Source organism: Polaromonas sp. P1_E1_2 (genome assembly GCF_056406035.1).
This window is the reverse complement of sequence record NZ_JBFUAZ010000038.1, coordinates 1-14,486: the sequence shown is the minus strand read 5'-3', so window position 1 is coordinate 14,486 and position 14,486 is coordinate 1. Positions and strand designations below refer to the sequence as shown.

Genomic DNA, 14,486 nt, shown 5'->3' with positions numbered 1-14,486 from the left:
CCCACATAGGCCTCAATCCGGGGCACCATCACCCCGTTCACTGCCTTGAGTTCAGGCGTCACTTGCAGCGCCAGGGATGCGCCAGCACGGCTGATTTGCCATGTCTGCGGGACAACGGCAGCACCCGTTCCGGTCGAGCGGGCAGAGGTACGTATCACCTCGCGCAGCTGTTGCCCATCCACAATCGCTGTCTCGCCAATGCGAAGCACGAGATCATCGGCACGCAGGCCGGATTTTTCTGCGGCGCCCCCGGGCATGACAGTGCCAATCACCGGACGGGTCCAGGGGCCGAGAATGCCAATTTTCCTGAACAGATCGGCATCTGCTTCGGGTGCACCCAGCGTACTGAGCAGCAACCGCACAGTCTGCCCTGACGCTGCGCCATCGCTGCCAAGCACCAAGGTGAGGTCGCGACCATCCAGTGCACCTTGAGTGAGCCTCCAGCGCAAGTCTTCAAAAGAATGAACGACCTCCAGGTCGCCGCCTTCAAAAGCCGCCTGCTGAACCATTTCCCCGCCACCCAGGCCAGCCTTTTCGGCAAGCGATCCTGCTACCGGGCTGGCCAAAATGGCTTTGGGCTCCTGCAAGCCAGTCCAGTTGACCACGGCATACAGCACTATGGCCAGCAGCAAATTGGCGGCCGGGCCGGCGGCCACYACGGCAACCCGCGATTTCAGCGGCTGGGTATTAAAAGCCAGATGACGCTCGGATAGATCCACCGGGGCCTCGCGCTCATCCAGCATCTTGACGTAGCCGCCCAGGGGCAGCATGCCGATGGAAAACTCTGTCGACTTGTTTTTGAGCTTCCAGGTGTAAATAGGTTTGCCGAATCCGATGGAAAATTTCAGGACCTTGATGCCACACGCCACTGCGACGCGGTAATGGCCGTATTCGTGCACGGCAATCAGGATACCGAGAGTCACAACGAAAGAAACCAGTGTCAGCATCTCAGGACTCCAGACCTTGGGTGATTTGAGTGGCAACGCGGCGGGCCTGCTCATCCAGCGCCAGCAAGCCTTCTATGTCGTCCACCTGAGAGACTGCCGCGGCCTCCAAAGTTGCATGATTTACATGGTGAATATGGTCGAAGCGGATGCGCCGGTCCAAAAACGCCGCCACAGCAACCTCATTGGCTGCGTTCAGCACCACGCAAGTGCCCGGCGGCGCACGCAAACTCTCCCAGGCCAAAGGCAGGCAGGGAAAGCGCTGAAAGTCCGGGACCTCGAATGTCATGGCGGCCATGCGGGCGAAGTCCAGGCGCGCCGTGCCGCTTTCGATCCGCTCCGGCCAGGACAGGCCATAGGCAATCGGCACCCGCATATCGGGCGTACCCAGCTGGGCCATCACCGATGCGTCATGGAACTGCACCATCGAATGGATGATTTGCTGCGGATGGATCACCACCTCGATCTGCTCCGGCACGACACCAAACAGGTACTTGGCCTCGATCACCTCCAAAGCCTTGTTCATCATCGTGGCCGAATCCACCGAAATCTTGCGGCCCATGGAAAAATTAGGGTGCGCGCAGGCCTGCTCGGGCGTTACGTCGCGCAAAGTTGCTGGATCACGGGCGCGAAAAGGACCGCCCGACGAGGTCAGCATGATTTTTTCGATGCGCCGGGGCCACACCGCCGGGTCTTCGGGCAACGACTGGAAAATGGCCGAATGCTCACTGTCAATAGGCAGCAACCGGGCCCCCCCTTCACGAACCGCCCGCATAAACACTTCGCCGCCGACGACGAGGGCCTCCTTGTTGGCGAGCAGCAAGCGCTTGCCCGCCTTTGCGGCCGCCATGCACGGACCCAACCCGGCAGCGCCCACAATAGCGGCCATCACGGTATCCACCAACTCGTGCGACGCTATCATTTCGAGAGCATCTTGCGCCCATAGAACCTGCACCGGTAGCTGATTTGTCTTGATCTTCTCGGCCAGCAAACGGGCATGGCGCTCACTGGCCATAACCGCGTATTGGGGTTTGAACTGGGCGCACTGCGCCAGCATCAAGTCCGTTTGGGTTGCCGCGCTGAGGGCAAACACCTCAAAGCGCTCAGGATGGCGGGCGATGACATCAAGCGTGTTGACACCAATGGACCCCGTGGAGCCCAAAACGGTCACACGCTGCTTTTCAAAGGACATACGGGAGCAAAGCCTAAAGGGTAACCAGCATCATCGCCAGGGGCAGCGTGGGCAATAGCGCGTCGACCCGGTCGAGCACGCCGCCGTGGCCCGGCAACAGGCCGCTGGAGTCTTTAACCCCGGCACTGCGCTTGATAAGAGACTCGACCAGATCGCCAACCACACTCATGGCGGCCAGGAAAATAACCGCCAGCAGCATGACGGCCATGCCGTGATGATCAGCCAGCCGGCTGTAAAGCGTGGCGTCAGCCCAGAAGCCACCGCCAATGCCCGCACGGCCCAGCCAGACCCAGGCCAGCGACAGCGCCACCACACCGGCCATGCCGCCCCACACGCCCTCCCAGCTTTTACCAGGACTGATCGAAGGAGCCAGCTTGCCCTTGCTGAACCGGCCTCCCAGGGCACGGCCTGCAAAATAGGCAAAGATATCGGCCACCCAGACCRGCAGCAGAACGGACAGCAAAAAGTCAATGCCCGCCACACGAGCCTGGGCCACAGCCAGCCATGCAACCAACAACGCAGCCAGCCCCCCCGGAAGGCGAATTACTTTGGGTACACGCGGCCAGCCCGCCACACCATTGCGCAACAACCAGCCACCGGCAAGCACCCAAGCGGCACCTGCAGCAGCCCAAAGAAGCGGCAGGGGCTTTGCGAGCAGGCCAACGTACCATGCCAGCGCGCACAGCCCGACACAAACGGCGGCGAGCCCCAGTGAGACCCCCTGCCCGAGTGCGTTCAGCCGGCCCCACTCCCAGGCACCCGCAGCAATCAGCAGCAGCGCGACGGCACAAAAGGGCTCTGGCGTCTTGTAGAAAAGGGCTGGCAGCAAAATAGCCAGAAGGACAATCGCTGTGATCACGCGCTGTTTAAGCATCAGGCAGCCTTTGTATTTTCATTGGTACTGCGGCCACTGACCTGGGCGGAGGTCTTGCCGAAGCGTCGTTCGCGAGTCCGAAAGACGGCTATCGCCTCGTCCAGCGCCGCCTCGTCAAATTCAGGCCACAACTTGTCGGAGAAATGCAGCTCTGAATAAGCTGCCTGCCACAGCAAAAAATTACTGATCCGCAACTCACCGCCTGTGCGAATCAGCAGATCCGGGTCCGGCACGTGCGCCAGCGCCATCTCCCTGTCCAGCGACAGCTCGGTAATGGCTTCACCGCGGCTGGCCAATCTGTTGGCAGCCTGGGCAATATCCCAGCGACCACCGTAGTTGAAGCACACATTAAAAACCAGCCGCTGGTTGGTCGAGGTGTCGAGCTCAGCTTGCGCCAGCCCTGCCTGGACTTTCTCGGAAAGCCGCAGGCGGTCTCCGACAAAACGCAGTTGCACGCCGTTGGCATTCAGGCTGGGGACTTCCTTGGAAAGAGAATAGGCAAGCAACTCCATCAGCCCGGACACCTCTTCTGCCGGCCGGTTCCAGTTCTCCGAAGAAAAAGCGAAAACCGTGAGGACGCCGATGCCGCGGTCCAGGCATGCGCGAACGCAGCGGCTGAGCGAATCAACGCCCTGCTTGTGGCCCGCAATGCGGGGTAAAAACCGTTTGGTCGCCCACCGGCCATTGCCATCCATAACGATGGCAACGTGGTGCGGGACTATGGGATGGGTGGTGGCCATGGTGAATCAGGCCAGACGACGAGGCGTYAAACCGCCATGATGTCTTGTTCCTTGCCGGCGACCAGTTTGTCGACTTCGGCAATGAAACGATCCGTGAACTTCTGGATATCGTCCTGCGAACGGCGTTCGTCGTCTTCAGAAGCGAGCTTGTCCTTGACGAGTTTCTTGACGCCATCATTGGCATCGCGGCGCAGGTTGCGAATAGCCACTTTGGCGTGCTCCCCTTCGGCGCGCACGACCTTGGTGAGTTCGCGGCGGCGCTCTTCGGTCATGGMCGGCATGGGCACGCGGATCAGGTCACCCTGCGCGGCCGGATTGAGTCCCAGGTCTGAATCACGGATGGCCTTTTCGATCTTGGCGCCCATGCCTTTTTCCCAGGGCGAGACGCTGATGGTGCGGGCGTCGAGCAGCGACACATTGGCCACCTGGCTGATCGGCACCATGGAGCCGTAATAGTCAACATGCACGGTATCGAGCAAACCGGGGTTGGCGCGGCCCGTGCGGATCTTGGTCAGGCCATTTTTGAACGAGTCAATAGACTGCTGCATCTTTTGCTCTGCCTGCTGCTTGACTTCAACAATGCTCATGGTCGAATCTCCGGATTTTTATAGCGAAAAAGAACAAGCTGGGACAGGAGGCTCAGACGTGAACCAGGGTTCCCTCGTCCTCGCCCTGCACGACGCGCTTGAGCGCACCATGCTTGAAAATACTGAACACCTTGATGGGGAGTTTCTGGTCGCGACACAACGCAAAAGCGGTGGCGTCCATGACCTCCAGGTTTTTACCCATGGCTTCATCGAAGGTGATGTTGGTGTAGCGCGTGGCTTTCGGGTCTTTCTTGGGGTCCGCAGTGTACACACCGTCGACCTTGGTGGCCTTCAGCACGATCTCGGCGCCGATCTCCGCGCCGCGCAATGCGGCTGCCGTGTCGGTGGTGAAGAACGGGTTGCCGGTGCCGGCCGCGAAGATGACGACCTTGCCCTCTTCGAGGTACTGCAGGGCTTTGGGGCGAACATAAGGCTCAACCACGCGCTCAATGCCGATGGCCGACATCACGCGAGCGATCAACCCGGCCTTGTCCATGGTGTCGCCCAAGGCCAGGGCGTTCATCACAGTAGCCAGCATGCCCATGTAGTCGGCAGTGGCGCGGTCCATGCCGACGGAACCGCCGGCCACACCGCGGAAGATATTGCCGCCGCCAATCACGACCGCCACTTCGACACCCATACGGGTGACTTCGGCAATCTCTTCCACCATGCGCACGATGGTCGCACGGTTGATGCCAAAGGCATCATCCCCCATCAAGGCCTCACCTGACAGTTTTAACAAGATTCGCTTGTAGGCTGGCATGTGAGAGCTTTCTTTGTTGGGTTGTCTGAAGTTTAGCGGCCTTCCGGCTGGACTGAAATGCTCAAGCAGCTTTGGCTGCGGCGACCTGGGCGGCGACTTCGGCAGCGAAATCGTCCACCTTTTTCTCAATGCCTTCACCCACGACATACAGCGTGAAAGACTTGATCGTCGTCGCTTTTTCCTTGAGCATCTGCTCGACGGTCTGCTTGTCGTTCTTGACGAAAGTCTGGTTGTACAGGCTGACTTCCTTCAGGTACTTCTGCACGCCACCTTCGATACGCTTTGCAACAATTTCAGCGGACTGGACGGCCTTGCCTTCGGCTTGTGCCTTGGCGGCATCTTCAGCGGCTTTGGCTGCAGCCACCGAGCGCTCCTTGGCGACCAGTTCGGCAGGCACTTCAGCGCTGGACAGGGACACGGGCTTCATCGCGGCCACGTGCATGGCGACATCCTTGGCGGCGGCTTCGTCGCCTTCAAACTCCACGACCACACCGATGCGCGTGCCGTGCAGGTAAGAGGCCAGCTTGCTGCCCGAGAAACGCTTGAAGCGGCGCACGCTCATGTTTTCGCCGATCTTGCCGATCAGGCCCTTGCGCACGTCTTCGACCGTCGGGCCAAAGCCGTCAAGCGATAAAGGCATGGCGCCCACGGCTTCCACGTCGGCCGGGTTGTTCTTGACAATCCCTTCGACCACTGCCTTGGTGAAGGCCAGGAAGCTGTCGTTCTTGGTCACGAAGTCGGTTTCGCAATTGATTTCCACCAGCGCGCCCACATCGCCTTCGCGGTGCGCAGCCACAACGCCTTCGGCGGTGACGCGGGAAGCGGCCTTGCCGGCCTTGCTGCCGAGCTTGACGCGCAGGATTTCTTCGGCTTTTTCGAAGTTACCTTCAGCTTCGGTCAGTGCTTTCTTGCACTCCATCATGGGGGCGTCGGTCTTGGCGCGCAGTTCAGCGACCATGCTTGCAGTAATTGCCATCTTTGATTCTCCGTTTTGTCGTTTTTGACACGCTGGAAGCGATCAATTCGCATCCAGCTTTTCGTTAGGTTGTGAAAAAGGGGCTACGCGAGCCCCTTTTTCGCGTCTGGCGCAGAGCCGAAAACTATCAGGCGGCTGCGTTTTCCACTTCCACGAACTCATCCGAGCTCTCAGCCGAAACCGCCTTGACGACGTCGTTCACGRCATTGGCGCGGCCTTCGATGATCGCGTCGGCGATACCGCGGGCGTACAGGGCGACAGCTTTGGAGGAGTCGTCGTTGCCGGGAATCACGTAGTCGATGCCGATAGGCGAGTGATTGGAGTCAACCACGCCGATCAGTGGAATGCCGAGCTTCTTGGCTTCCAGGATCGCGATTTTGTGGAAGCCCACGTCGATCACGAAAATGGCGTCCGGCAGGGCGTTCATGTCCTGAATGCCGCCGATGTCTTTTTCAAGCTTTTCGATTTCGCRCTTGAAGGTGAGCTGTTCTTTTTTGCTGATGGAATCAAGGCCGGCTTCCTGCTGGGCCTTCATTTCCTTCAGGCGCTTGATGGAAGTCTTGACCGTCTTGAAGTTGGTCAGCATGCCGCCCAGCCAGCGCTGGTCAACATAGGGAACACCGGCGCGTTTGGCTTCGGTGGCGACGATGTCGCGAGCCTGGCGCTTGGTGCCTACCATCAGGATGGTGCCGCGGTTGGCAGACAGCTGCTTCGCGAACTTCATCGCTTCCTGGTACATCGGAAGCGATTTTTCCAGGTTGATGATGTGAATACGGTTGCGATGGCCGAAGATGTACGGGGCCATCTTGGGGTCCCAGAAGCGGGTTTGGTGTCCGAAATGAACGCCTGCTTCCAGCATTTCGCGCATAGTGGTCGACATAGGAATACTCCAAAAGGTTGTGTCTAAAATCAGCGCTTATCGTCCCGTTGGCCTCTTTCGAGATTTCCGGGGCAACACCTTGAGTGGCTGATTTGCGATTTGCCTTGCAAACAACAAAATCGTCATTTGCAAAGCCTGTCGAGTATAACACCCTCCCACCCCATGAGCCAGATGCCCCCTTCAGGCGACCTCCATGCCACTCGCCAGGCCATGACGGCCGGCCAGACCTCTCCCCGGCAGGTTATCGAACAGGCCCTGGCCACGGCCCAAAGTGACGCCTGCCGCCACGTTTTCATGCCGGGGAGCCCGCAAAACCACGCCGGAATGGCGGAAAACCCCGTTGCGGACGCTGCAGGGCTTCCACTTACCGGCATTCCGGTGTCGGTCAAGGACCTGTTCGACGTGGCCGGCCAGACCACCGCAGCCGGATCCACCGTGCTGGCAGGCGCCGCGCCTGCCGCAGAAGATTGCCCCGCCGTGGCACGTCTGCGTGTTGCCGGCGCCACGTTCATGGGGCGCACCAACATGGTCGAGTTCGCCTTCTCCGGTGTCGGCATCAATCCGCACTACGGAACCCCCGTCAACCCGGGCGACCCGAAGGTGGCACGTATTCCCGGGGGTTCGTCCTCCGGTGCGGCGGTCTCGGTAACCACGGGCGCAGCCCTGGTCGGGCTCGGCTCCGACACCGGCGGATCGATCCGCATCCCGGCGGCGCTTTGCGGCATCGTCGGCTTCAAAAGCACTGCGCGCCTGGTGCCCACGGAGGGCGCCCTTCCCCTGTCCACCAGCCTGGACACCGTTTGCGCCCTCACCCGTTCGGTGCGCGACGCGGTCACCGTGCATGAGGTTCTGGCGGCACGCAAGGTCCAACTGACCGGCAAGCCGCTCGCCTCCTGCCGCCTGGCCGTCGCCCACACCGTGATGCAGGACCTCCTGGACAACACCGTCGCCGAAGCGTTTGGGCGCAGCCTGCGAATCCTTCGCCAGGCGGGTGCGCACATCGAGGAAATCGGCCTGGAGGAGATCGGCGAGCTGGCCGCCATCAATGCCACCGGCGGCCTCTCGGCGGCGGAAAGCTACGCCTGGCACCGCACGCTGATCGCCAGACACCAGGCCGAATACGACCCGCGCGTGGCCTTGCGCATCCTGCGCGGCGCCGGCATGAGTGCGGCCGACTACATCGACCTGCTGGCCGCCCGCAAGGCCTGGATGGGCCGCATGGAAACACGCCTGCAAGGCTTTGACGCCGTGCTCTCGCCCACCGTCCCCATCGTCGCGCCGCCGATCGCCGGTTTGCTGGACGACGATGCCGAATTTTTCCGGGTCAACGGCCTGCTGCTGCGCAATACCTCCGTGGTGAACATGCTCGACGGTTGCGCCATTTCCCTGCCCTGCCACACGCCCGGCCAATTGCCCGTGGGCCTGATGCTCTGGCATGCGGCGTTGCATGACGACGCGGTGCTGGACCTGGCCCTGCAGGTGGAGACCGCCCTGTCGAATTCGCTATAAAAACGATAGCTTCTCGCGCTCATTCCCATTGGCTTAAAAGCCTTTTTCTTATAAAAATGTACAAAAACATCTCCCCAGCCCCGCGCCCCGTGCCTGCCCCACATGACCGCGGGAGCCTCGCATGAGGGTTGCCGTCATTGGCGCCGGCATCATCGGCATCACCACCGCCTACGAGCTGGCCCTGGACGGCCACGAGGTCACCGTCTTCGAACGGCGCGGCGCGGCGGCCGAGGAGACCAGCTTTGCCAACGCCGGCCTGGTAGCGCCCGGATATGTCACGCCCTGGGCTGCCCCCGGCATGCCGGGCAAGGTCATCAGCCACCTGTTCAACCGCCACGCGCCGGTCAAGCTCGGCCTGCCCCTGTCGGGCCGCGACCTGGCCTGGATGTGGAAGTGGTTCCGCGCCTGCAAGCTCGAAACCTACCTGGCCAACCGCGCACGCATGCAGCGCCTGGCTTTCTACAGCCGCGAAAGGCTGCACTACCTGACCGCCGAACTGGAGCTTGAGTACGACGGCAGCCCCGGCTACATGGTGCTGCTGCGCTCTGAAAAAGACAGCAAGCTGGTGCAGCCGGGCCTGGCCGTGCTGCGCGACGCCGGCGTGGTGTTCAGGGAAATCGGACCCGACGAGGTGCGCAAGATCGAGCCGGCACTGAGCCCTGACACCGACTTCCTGGGCGCCGTGCACCTGCCGAACGACGAGGTGGCCAATTGCCGCCAGTTTGCCCTGCTGCTGAAGAACGAAGCCCAGCGCATCGGCGTGAATTTTGAGTTCAATACGGCTGTAGCCCAATTGGAACGTGCGCAACCTGCTAGTATTTTGATAGCAGGCGAGGCCAGCCCCCGCAGCTACGACCGGGTGGTCATGTGCGCCGGCCTGGCCTCCGCGGAGCTCCTGAGGCCGCTGGGCCTGAAGATTCCCATGGCGGCGGTTTACGGATACTCCATCAGCGCGCCGATCCGCGAACCGCTGAATGCACCGCGCAGCGCACTGATGGACGAACGTTACAAGGTCGCGATTTCCCGCCTGGGCAACCGCGTGCGTGTGGCGGGCAGCGCCGAAATCGGCGGCACGCTTGACAACAAGCGGGCATCGTCCATCCAGACGCTGTACAAGGTGCTGCACGACTGGTTCCCGGGTGCGRCTCAGCTCTCCAATACCGGCGCCAGCGTGCAGGAATGGAAAGGCGCCCGTCCCATGCTGCCCGATGGGCCGCCCATCATCGGCGACAGCGGCATTCCCGGCCTCTGGCTCAACCTGGGGCATGGCTCCAGCGGCTGGGCTCTCAGCTGCGGCAGCGCGCGGGTGCTGGCCGACCTGATGGCCGGCAAAACCGCCGACATCGACATGGAAGGCCTGGGCGTGGCCCGCCTGGGCTGAAACCACCCCGCGTTTATGCCCAAAGCCCGGCCTGCCGGGCTTTTTGCTTTGCGGGGACGCACAATCAGGCCATGCGAAAAATTTCCAGCGCCCGCAGCGAGCCGCTTCACAGCGTGGCGGCGACGCGCGAACTTGAACGGCGTGCCGCCGCCGGGCTTGCGCCCCACACGCTGATGCAGCGGGCCGGCCTCTCGGTGGCACGCCTGGCGCTGGCCCTGGCGCCGCATGCGCAGCGCATCTGGATCGCCTGTGGGCCCGGCAACAACGGCGGCGACGGTTTTGAGGCCGCCATGCATCTGCACCAATGGGGCAAAAATGTCACCGTAACCTGGACCGGTTTGCCGGCCGGAAAAACCAGCCTGCCGCCCGACGCCCATGCCTCGCGCGAGCGCGCCATCGCCGCGGGCGTGCCCATGGCGGCGCAACCGCCCGATGATTTTGATTTCTGCATCGATGCCCTGTTGGGCATAGGCGGCGCGCTGGCCCCCGACCGCCCAGGCACGGCCTTGATGCTGGAGTGGCTGGCGCGAATGCAAGCCGGCAGTGCGCCGCGGCTGGCGGTAGACATACCGACCGGCCTGGATGCGGACACCGGATCTGCTACACATTTGATAGCTGCTTGCGCCCATTCACCGGACGCTACAGCCATTTTTACCTTAAGCCTTTTAACCTTGAAGCCGGGGCTGTTCACCGCCGGCGGCCGGGATTGGGCGGGCCAGGTCTGGTTTGRCGATCTCGGCGTCCGCGAAACGCAGGAGGCAACCCCAAGCCAGACCGACGCCTGGTTGCTGGGCGCCGACCATGCCGGCCAGCCGCCCCGTTCAGGCAACGCGCATGCCAGCCACAAAGGCAGCTTTGGCGACGTGGCCGTGTTCGGGGGAGAGTCCACCGCCCACAGCCACATGGCGGGCGCCGCGCTGCTGGCGGCGCGTGCCGCCCTGCATGCCGGTGCCGGCCGGGTATTTGTGGCGTTGCTCGGCAGCCCGGCCATCGCGGTCGATCCGCAACAACCCGAACYGATGTTCCGCACGCCCGAGGCGCTGGACTTCGCGCAGCAGGTGGTGGTGTGCGGCTGCGGCGGCGGCGAGGCCGTCAAGGCCGTGCTGGCCAGGGTGCTGTCGACTGCCAGGCGGCTGGTGCTGGATGCCGATGCACTCAATGCCATTGCAGGGGACACGCAGTTCCAGGCGCAGCTCATTGCACGTCACGGCCGCGRCTACCGCACGGTGCTGACGCCACACCCACTGGAAGCTGCCCGGCTGGCCGCCACCACAGCGGCCGCGGTTCAATCCGACCGGCTGGCATCGGCCCGGCAGCTTGCCGAACAGTTTCAGTGTGTGGTGGTGCTCAAGGGTTCGGGAACGGTGATCGCGGCGCCGGGCCACAGCAGCGCCATCAACAGCACCGGCAACGCCCTGCTGGCCACGGCCGGCACCGGCGACGTGCTGGCGGGCATGGTGGGCGCACGGATGGCGGCCGGGCTGGATGCCTTCGACGCGGCCTGCAGCGCCGTATGGGCACATGGCCGTCTGGCCGACGAATGGACGGCCCCGGCCCTGACAGCCTCGGAACTGGCCCATGCACAAGGCGGCAGCAACTGACAGACGCGCCGACGAGGGCCTTACACCAGGATCATCAGGGCGATTTGGATCAGGACGATGAGCACCAGCGCGGACAAATCCACGCCGCCCACCGTGGGGATCACGCGGCGCAGGGGTGCCAGCAGGGGCTCGGTCAGGCGCCCCAGCAAACCATACGCGGGTGAGCCAGGCTGCACCCACGACAGGATGGCAAAACCGAGCACCAGGATGAACAGGGTTTGCAGCGCCACGCGGATCAGCATCTTCAGCGCAAACGACAACAGCGTCAGCAAGGCTACAGGTGCAGCCCCGGCAGTCCACAGGGTGCCCCCCAGCAGCAGGCCAAACAACAGGCCCCACAGCAACGCATAAGCCAGTGCCAGCAACACGGCCGCCAGGACGCTGGCCCAGTCCACCCGGGACTGCATCACCGGCCTGGGCAGCACGCGGCGCAAGGGCTTGACCAGCCAGTCGGTCACGGCCATCACAAAACGGCCGGGCTGGGCCGTCATGTTGACCCGGACCCAGTTCATCCAGGCTCGCAGCAAAGCCGCTGCAATCAACAGGAAGAACAGCGTTTCAAGCAGGAAAGCCAATACGCGCATCAGCATGGGCAGCGTGCCTTGTGCGTACGAAGCGCAGGCAGGGAAAAGGTGTTGTGCGGAAATTTCATGGTGTCCTGGCGCCTAACGGCGCGGCTTCTTGCCCTGCTTGCGGCCCGGCGGATTGCCTGCCGCCTTCTTGACAGCCGCCTTGAGGGCCTGGATGGGCGACTTGGGCGCCCTTTCGCTGCTGCTGGCGCTGCGGCTGGCTGTGCCGCCGCCGCGGCCGCCTGAGCGCGACTCCGAGCGTTTTCCAGCACTCTTGCTGCCCGCCTTGCCGCCGGTTCGAGGCTCGGCCGCATGGCGCGAAGCGCCGCGTTCCTGTGCCGGCAGTTCCGCCGCATGGCCGCCTGTCTTGTCCTTCATGGCGCGGCCGACCAGGTCCTGGCCCTCGTTGACAAGCCGGAAGTCGATCTTGCGGCCGTCCAGGTCCACCCGGCTGACCTGCACCCGCACCCGCGTGCCGATGGCATATCGGATGCCGGTGCGCTCGCCGCGCAGTTCCTGGCGGGCTTCGTCGAAGCGGAAGTATTCGCCACCCAGCTCGGTGATGTGCACCAGGCCTTCGACGTACATCGCATCCAGCGTGACAAAGATGCCGAAGCCCGTGGCCGCGGTGACGACGCCACCGAATTCCTCACCGAGATGCTCGCGCATGTACTTGCATTTAAGCCAGGCTTCCACGTCGCGGCTGGCTTCGTCGGCGCGGCGTTCGTTGGCGCTGCAGTGCAGGCCGGCCGCCTGCCAGGCGAGTTCGTCGGCGCTGGCTTTTTTCGGCTTTTGCGTTGGCTCCTTGACGCGCGCAGCCAGGCGTTTGGACAGCTTGGCCTCGGCCTCGCCCGGGGTGGGCAGGGTCGGCAACTGGTACTTGGCCTTGTTCAGCACCGCCTTGATGACACGGTGCACCAGCAAATCAGGATAACGCCGGATCGGGCTGGTGAAGTGCGTGTAGGCCTCGTACGCCAGGCCGAAGTGGCCGCTGTTCATCGGTGTGTAGATGGCCTGCTGCATGGAGCGCAGCAGCATCGAGTGGATTTGCTGTGCGTCAGGCCGGTCCTTGGTGGCCAGCGCGATCTTCTGGAATTCGCCGGGCGCCGGGTCATCGGTGATGGTCATGCCGATGCCGGCCGCCTTCAGGTAGTTGCGCAGCATCTCCTTCTTCTCGGGCGTTGGGCCTTCGTGCACGCGGTACAGGCCCACGTGCTTGCTTTGTGAGATGAAGTCCGCCGAGCAGACGTTGGCAGCCAGCATGGCTTCCTCGATCAGGCGGTGCGCCACATTGCGCGTGCGGGGCACGATTTTTTCAATCCGGCCGGCTTCGTCGCAAACAATCTGGGTCTCGGTGGTTTCAAAATCCACTGCCCCGCGTTCGCCACGCTCCTTGAGCAGCGCCTGGTACACGTCGTGCAAGTCGAGCAGGTGCGGCACCAACGCCTTGCGCTGCGCCGCTTCAGGGCCGCGTGTATTGGCCAGGATGGCGGCCACTTCGGTATAGGTAAAGCGCGCCTGGCTGAACATCACCGCCGGGTAGAACTGGTAGGCGTGAACCTCGCCCTTGGCATTGACCAGCATGTCGCAGACCATGCACAGGCGCTCGACATTCGGGTTGAGCGAGCAAAGGCCATTCGACAATTTTTCCGGCAACATGGGAATCACGCGGCGCGGAAAGTACACGCTGGTAGCGCGGTCATAGGCGTCAATGTCGATGGCGCTGCCGGTTTCCACATAGTGGCTCACATCGGCAATCGCCACCAGCAGACGCCAGCCCTTGCCGCGGCCCACTTTGGCGGGCTCGCAATACACGGCGTCGTCAAAGTCGCGGGCATCTTCGCCGTCGATGGTGACCAACGGCACGTCCGTCAGGTCAACGCGGTGCTTTTTGTCGGCAGGCCGCACGGCGTCCGGCAGGGTTCGGGCCAGGGCCAGCGCTTCGTCGCTGAATTCATGCGGCACGCCGTACTTGCGCACCGCGATCTCGATCTCCATGCCAGGGTCGTCGATCTCGCCCAGTACTTCCTTGACGCGGCCTACGGGCTGGCCGAACAGCGCCGGCGGCTCGGTGAGTTGCACCACCACCACCTGGCCGGCCTTGGCCGTGCCGGTAGCGCCCTTGGGGATCAGAACGTCCTGGCCATAGCGCTTGTCTTCGGGTGCAACCAGCCAGACGCCGCTTTCCTGCAGCAGGCGGCCGATGATGGGATTCGAGGATCGCTCAACGATTTCCGTGACACGGCCTTCGGGCCGGTTTTTGCGGTCGTGCCGCACGATGCGGGCCTTGACGCGGTCCTTGTGCAGGACTGCACGCATTTCGTTGGGCGGCAGGTAAATATCTGCTTCGCCGTCATCGCGCAATACGAAACCATGGCCGTCGCGGTGGCCGGAAACGGTGCCCTCGAATTCAGCGAGCAAGCCGGATGAATGGGCGGACGATCCGCCGGGATGGGAGTGAGTTGTTTTG

The 14,486-nt window shown here is 62.9% G+C and carries 13 protein-coding genes; 3 read left to right on the top strand and 10 right to left on the bottom strand.

Features of this window, described 5'->3' with window-relative positions:
• From rseP to rpsB, 8 genes are all read right to left on the bottom strand, one after another.
• Positions 1 to 947 (bottom strand): RIP metalloprotease RseP (rseP, locus tag AC1D1P_RS03985; RefSeq protein WP_477672149.1); only part of this gene is annotated, 947 nt, incomplete at its 3' end.
• A gap of 1 nt (position 948) precedes the next feature.
• The gene (ispC, locus tag AC1D1P_RS03980) at positions 949 to 2,136 is read right to left on the bottom strand and encodes a 1-deoxy-D-xylulose-5-phosphate reductoisomerase (protein WP_477672148.1); all 1,188 of its coding nucleotides are present in this window, start codon (positions 2,134 to 2,136) and stop codon (positions 949 to 951) included.
• Between the two features lie 13 nt (positions 2,137 to 2,149).
• Positions 2,150 to 3,010 carry a phosphatidate cytidylyltransferase gene (locus AC1D1P_RS03975; protein ID WP_477672147.1) on the bottom strand — a complete coding sequence of 287 codons (861 nt, stop codon included), beginning with the start codon at positions 3,008 to 3,010 and terminating at the stop codon, positions 2,150 to 2,152.
• Positions 3,010 to 3,750, bottom strand: coding sequence for a polyprenyl diphosphate synthase (uppS, locus tag AC1D1P_RS03970; RefSeq protein WP_477669250.1), 741 nt, complete (start codon positions 3,748 to 3,750; stop codon positions 3,010 to 3,012). The genes AC1D1P_RS03975 and uppS overlap by 1 nt, the downstream gene beginning before the upstream one ends.
• A 26-nt stretch (positions 3,751 to 3,776) precedes the next feature.
• Complete coding sequence (gene frr, locus AC1D1P_RS03965; RefSeq protein WP_477672151.1) at positions 3,777 to 4,337, bottom strand: ribosome recycling factor; 561 nt, start codon at positions 4,335 to 4,337, stop codon at positions 3,777 to 3,779.
• 52 nt (positions 4,338 to 4,389) lie between these two features.
• Positions 4,390 to 5,100, bottom strand: coding sequence for a UMP kinase (pyrH, locus tag AC1D1P_RS03960; protein ID WP_036838012.1), 711 nt, complete (start codon positions 5,098 to 5,100; stop codon positions 4,390 to 4,392).
• 61 nt (positions 5,101 to 5,161) lie between these two features.
• Positions 5,162 to 6,076: a translation elongation factor Ts gene (gene tsf, locus AC1D1P_RS03955; protein ID WP_457280557.1), complete on the bottom strand. Its 915-nt coding sequence runs from the start codon at positions 6,074 to 6,076 to the stop codon at positions 5,162 to 5,164.
• A 127-nt stretch (positions 6,077 to 6,203) separates the two neighbouring features.
• Complete coding sequence (rpsB, locus tag AC1D1P_RS03950) at positions 6,204 to 6,956, bottom strand: 30S ribosomal protein S2 (RefSeq protein ID WP_477672146.1); 753 nt, start codon at positions 6,954 to 6,956, stop codon at positions 6,204 to 6,206.
• A 162-nt stretch (positions 6,957 to 7,118) separates the two neighbouring features.
• On the opposite strand from rpsB, the gene AC1D1P_RS03945 reads away from it, so the two are divergent.
• From AC1D1P_RS03945 to AC1D1P_RS03935, 3 genes are all read left to right on the top strand, one after another.
• Positions 7,119 to 8,465 (top strand): amidase, encoded by a 1,347-nt coding sequence (locus tag AC1D1P_RS03945; RefSeq protein WP_477672145.1) that lies wholly within the window; start codon positions 7,119 to 7,121, stop codon positions 8,463 to 8,465.
• A 121-nt stretch (positions 8,466 to 8,586) separates the two neighbouring features.
• Entirely contained in the window at positions 8,587 to 9,846 is a 1,260-nt protein-coding gene (locus tag AC1D1P_RS03940) for a D-amino acid dehydrogenase (RefSeq protein WP_477672144.1), read from the top strand.
• Between the two features lie 71 nt (positions 9,847 to 9,917).
• On the top strand, positions 9,918 to 11,447 hold the full coding sequence (locus tag AC1D1P_RS03935) for an NAD(P)H-hydrate dehydratase (RefSeq protein WP_477672143.1): 1,530 nt from the start codon (positions 9,918 to 9,920) through the stop codon (positions 11,445 to 11,447).
• A 20-nt stretch (positions 11,448 to 11,467) separates the two neighbouring features.
• On the opposite strand, the gene AC1D1P_RS03930 is transcribed toward AC1D1P_RS03935, so the two are convergent.
• Both AC1D1P_RS03930 and rnr read right to left on the bottom strand, forming a co-directional pair.
• On the bottom strand, positions 11,468 to 12,037 hold the full coding sequence (locus AC1D1P_RS03930; protein ID WP_477672142.1) for a YggT family protein: 570 nt from the start codon (positions 12,035 to 12,037) through the stop codon (positions 11,468 to 11,470).
• 75 nt (positions 12,038 to 12,112) lie between these two features.
• Positions 12,113 to 14,437, bottom strand: coding sequence for a ribonuclease R (rnr, locus tag AC1D1P_RS03925; RefSeq protein ID WP_477672150.1), 2,325 nt, complete (start codon positions 14,435 to 14,437; stop codon positions 12,113 to 12,115).
• Positions 14,438 to 14,486 lie beyond the last annotated feature (49 nt).

Excerpts from the sequence above, each read along its gene's own strand:
- uppS (WP_477669250.1), bottom strand. The coding sequence starts at position 3,750 with ATGGCCACCACCCATCCCATAGTCCCGCACCACGTTGCCATCGTTATG.
- pyrH (WP_036838012.1), bottom strand. The coding sequence starts at position 5,100 with ATGCCAGCCTACAAGCGAATCTTGTTAAAACTGTCAGGTGAGGCCTTG.
- AC1D1P_RS03945 (WP_477672145.1), top strand. The coding sequence starts at position 7,119 with ATGAGCCAGATGCCCCCTTCAGGCGACCTCCATGCCACTCGCCAGGCC.
- tsf (WP_457280557.1), bottom strand. The coding sequence starts at position 6,076 with ATGGCAATTACTGCAAGCATGGTCGCTGAACTGCGCGCCAAGACCGAC.
- AC1D1P_RS03930 (WP_477672142.1), bottom strand. The coding sequence starts at position 12,037 with ATGCTGATGCGCGTATTGGCTTTCCTGCTTGAAACGCTGTTCTTCCTG.
- ispC (WP_477672148.1), bottom strand. The coding sequence starts at position 2,136 with ATGTCCTTTGAAAAGCAGCGTGTGACCGTTTTGGGCTCCACGGGGTCC.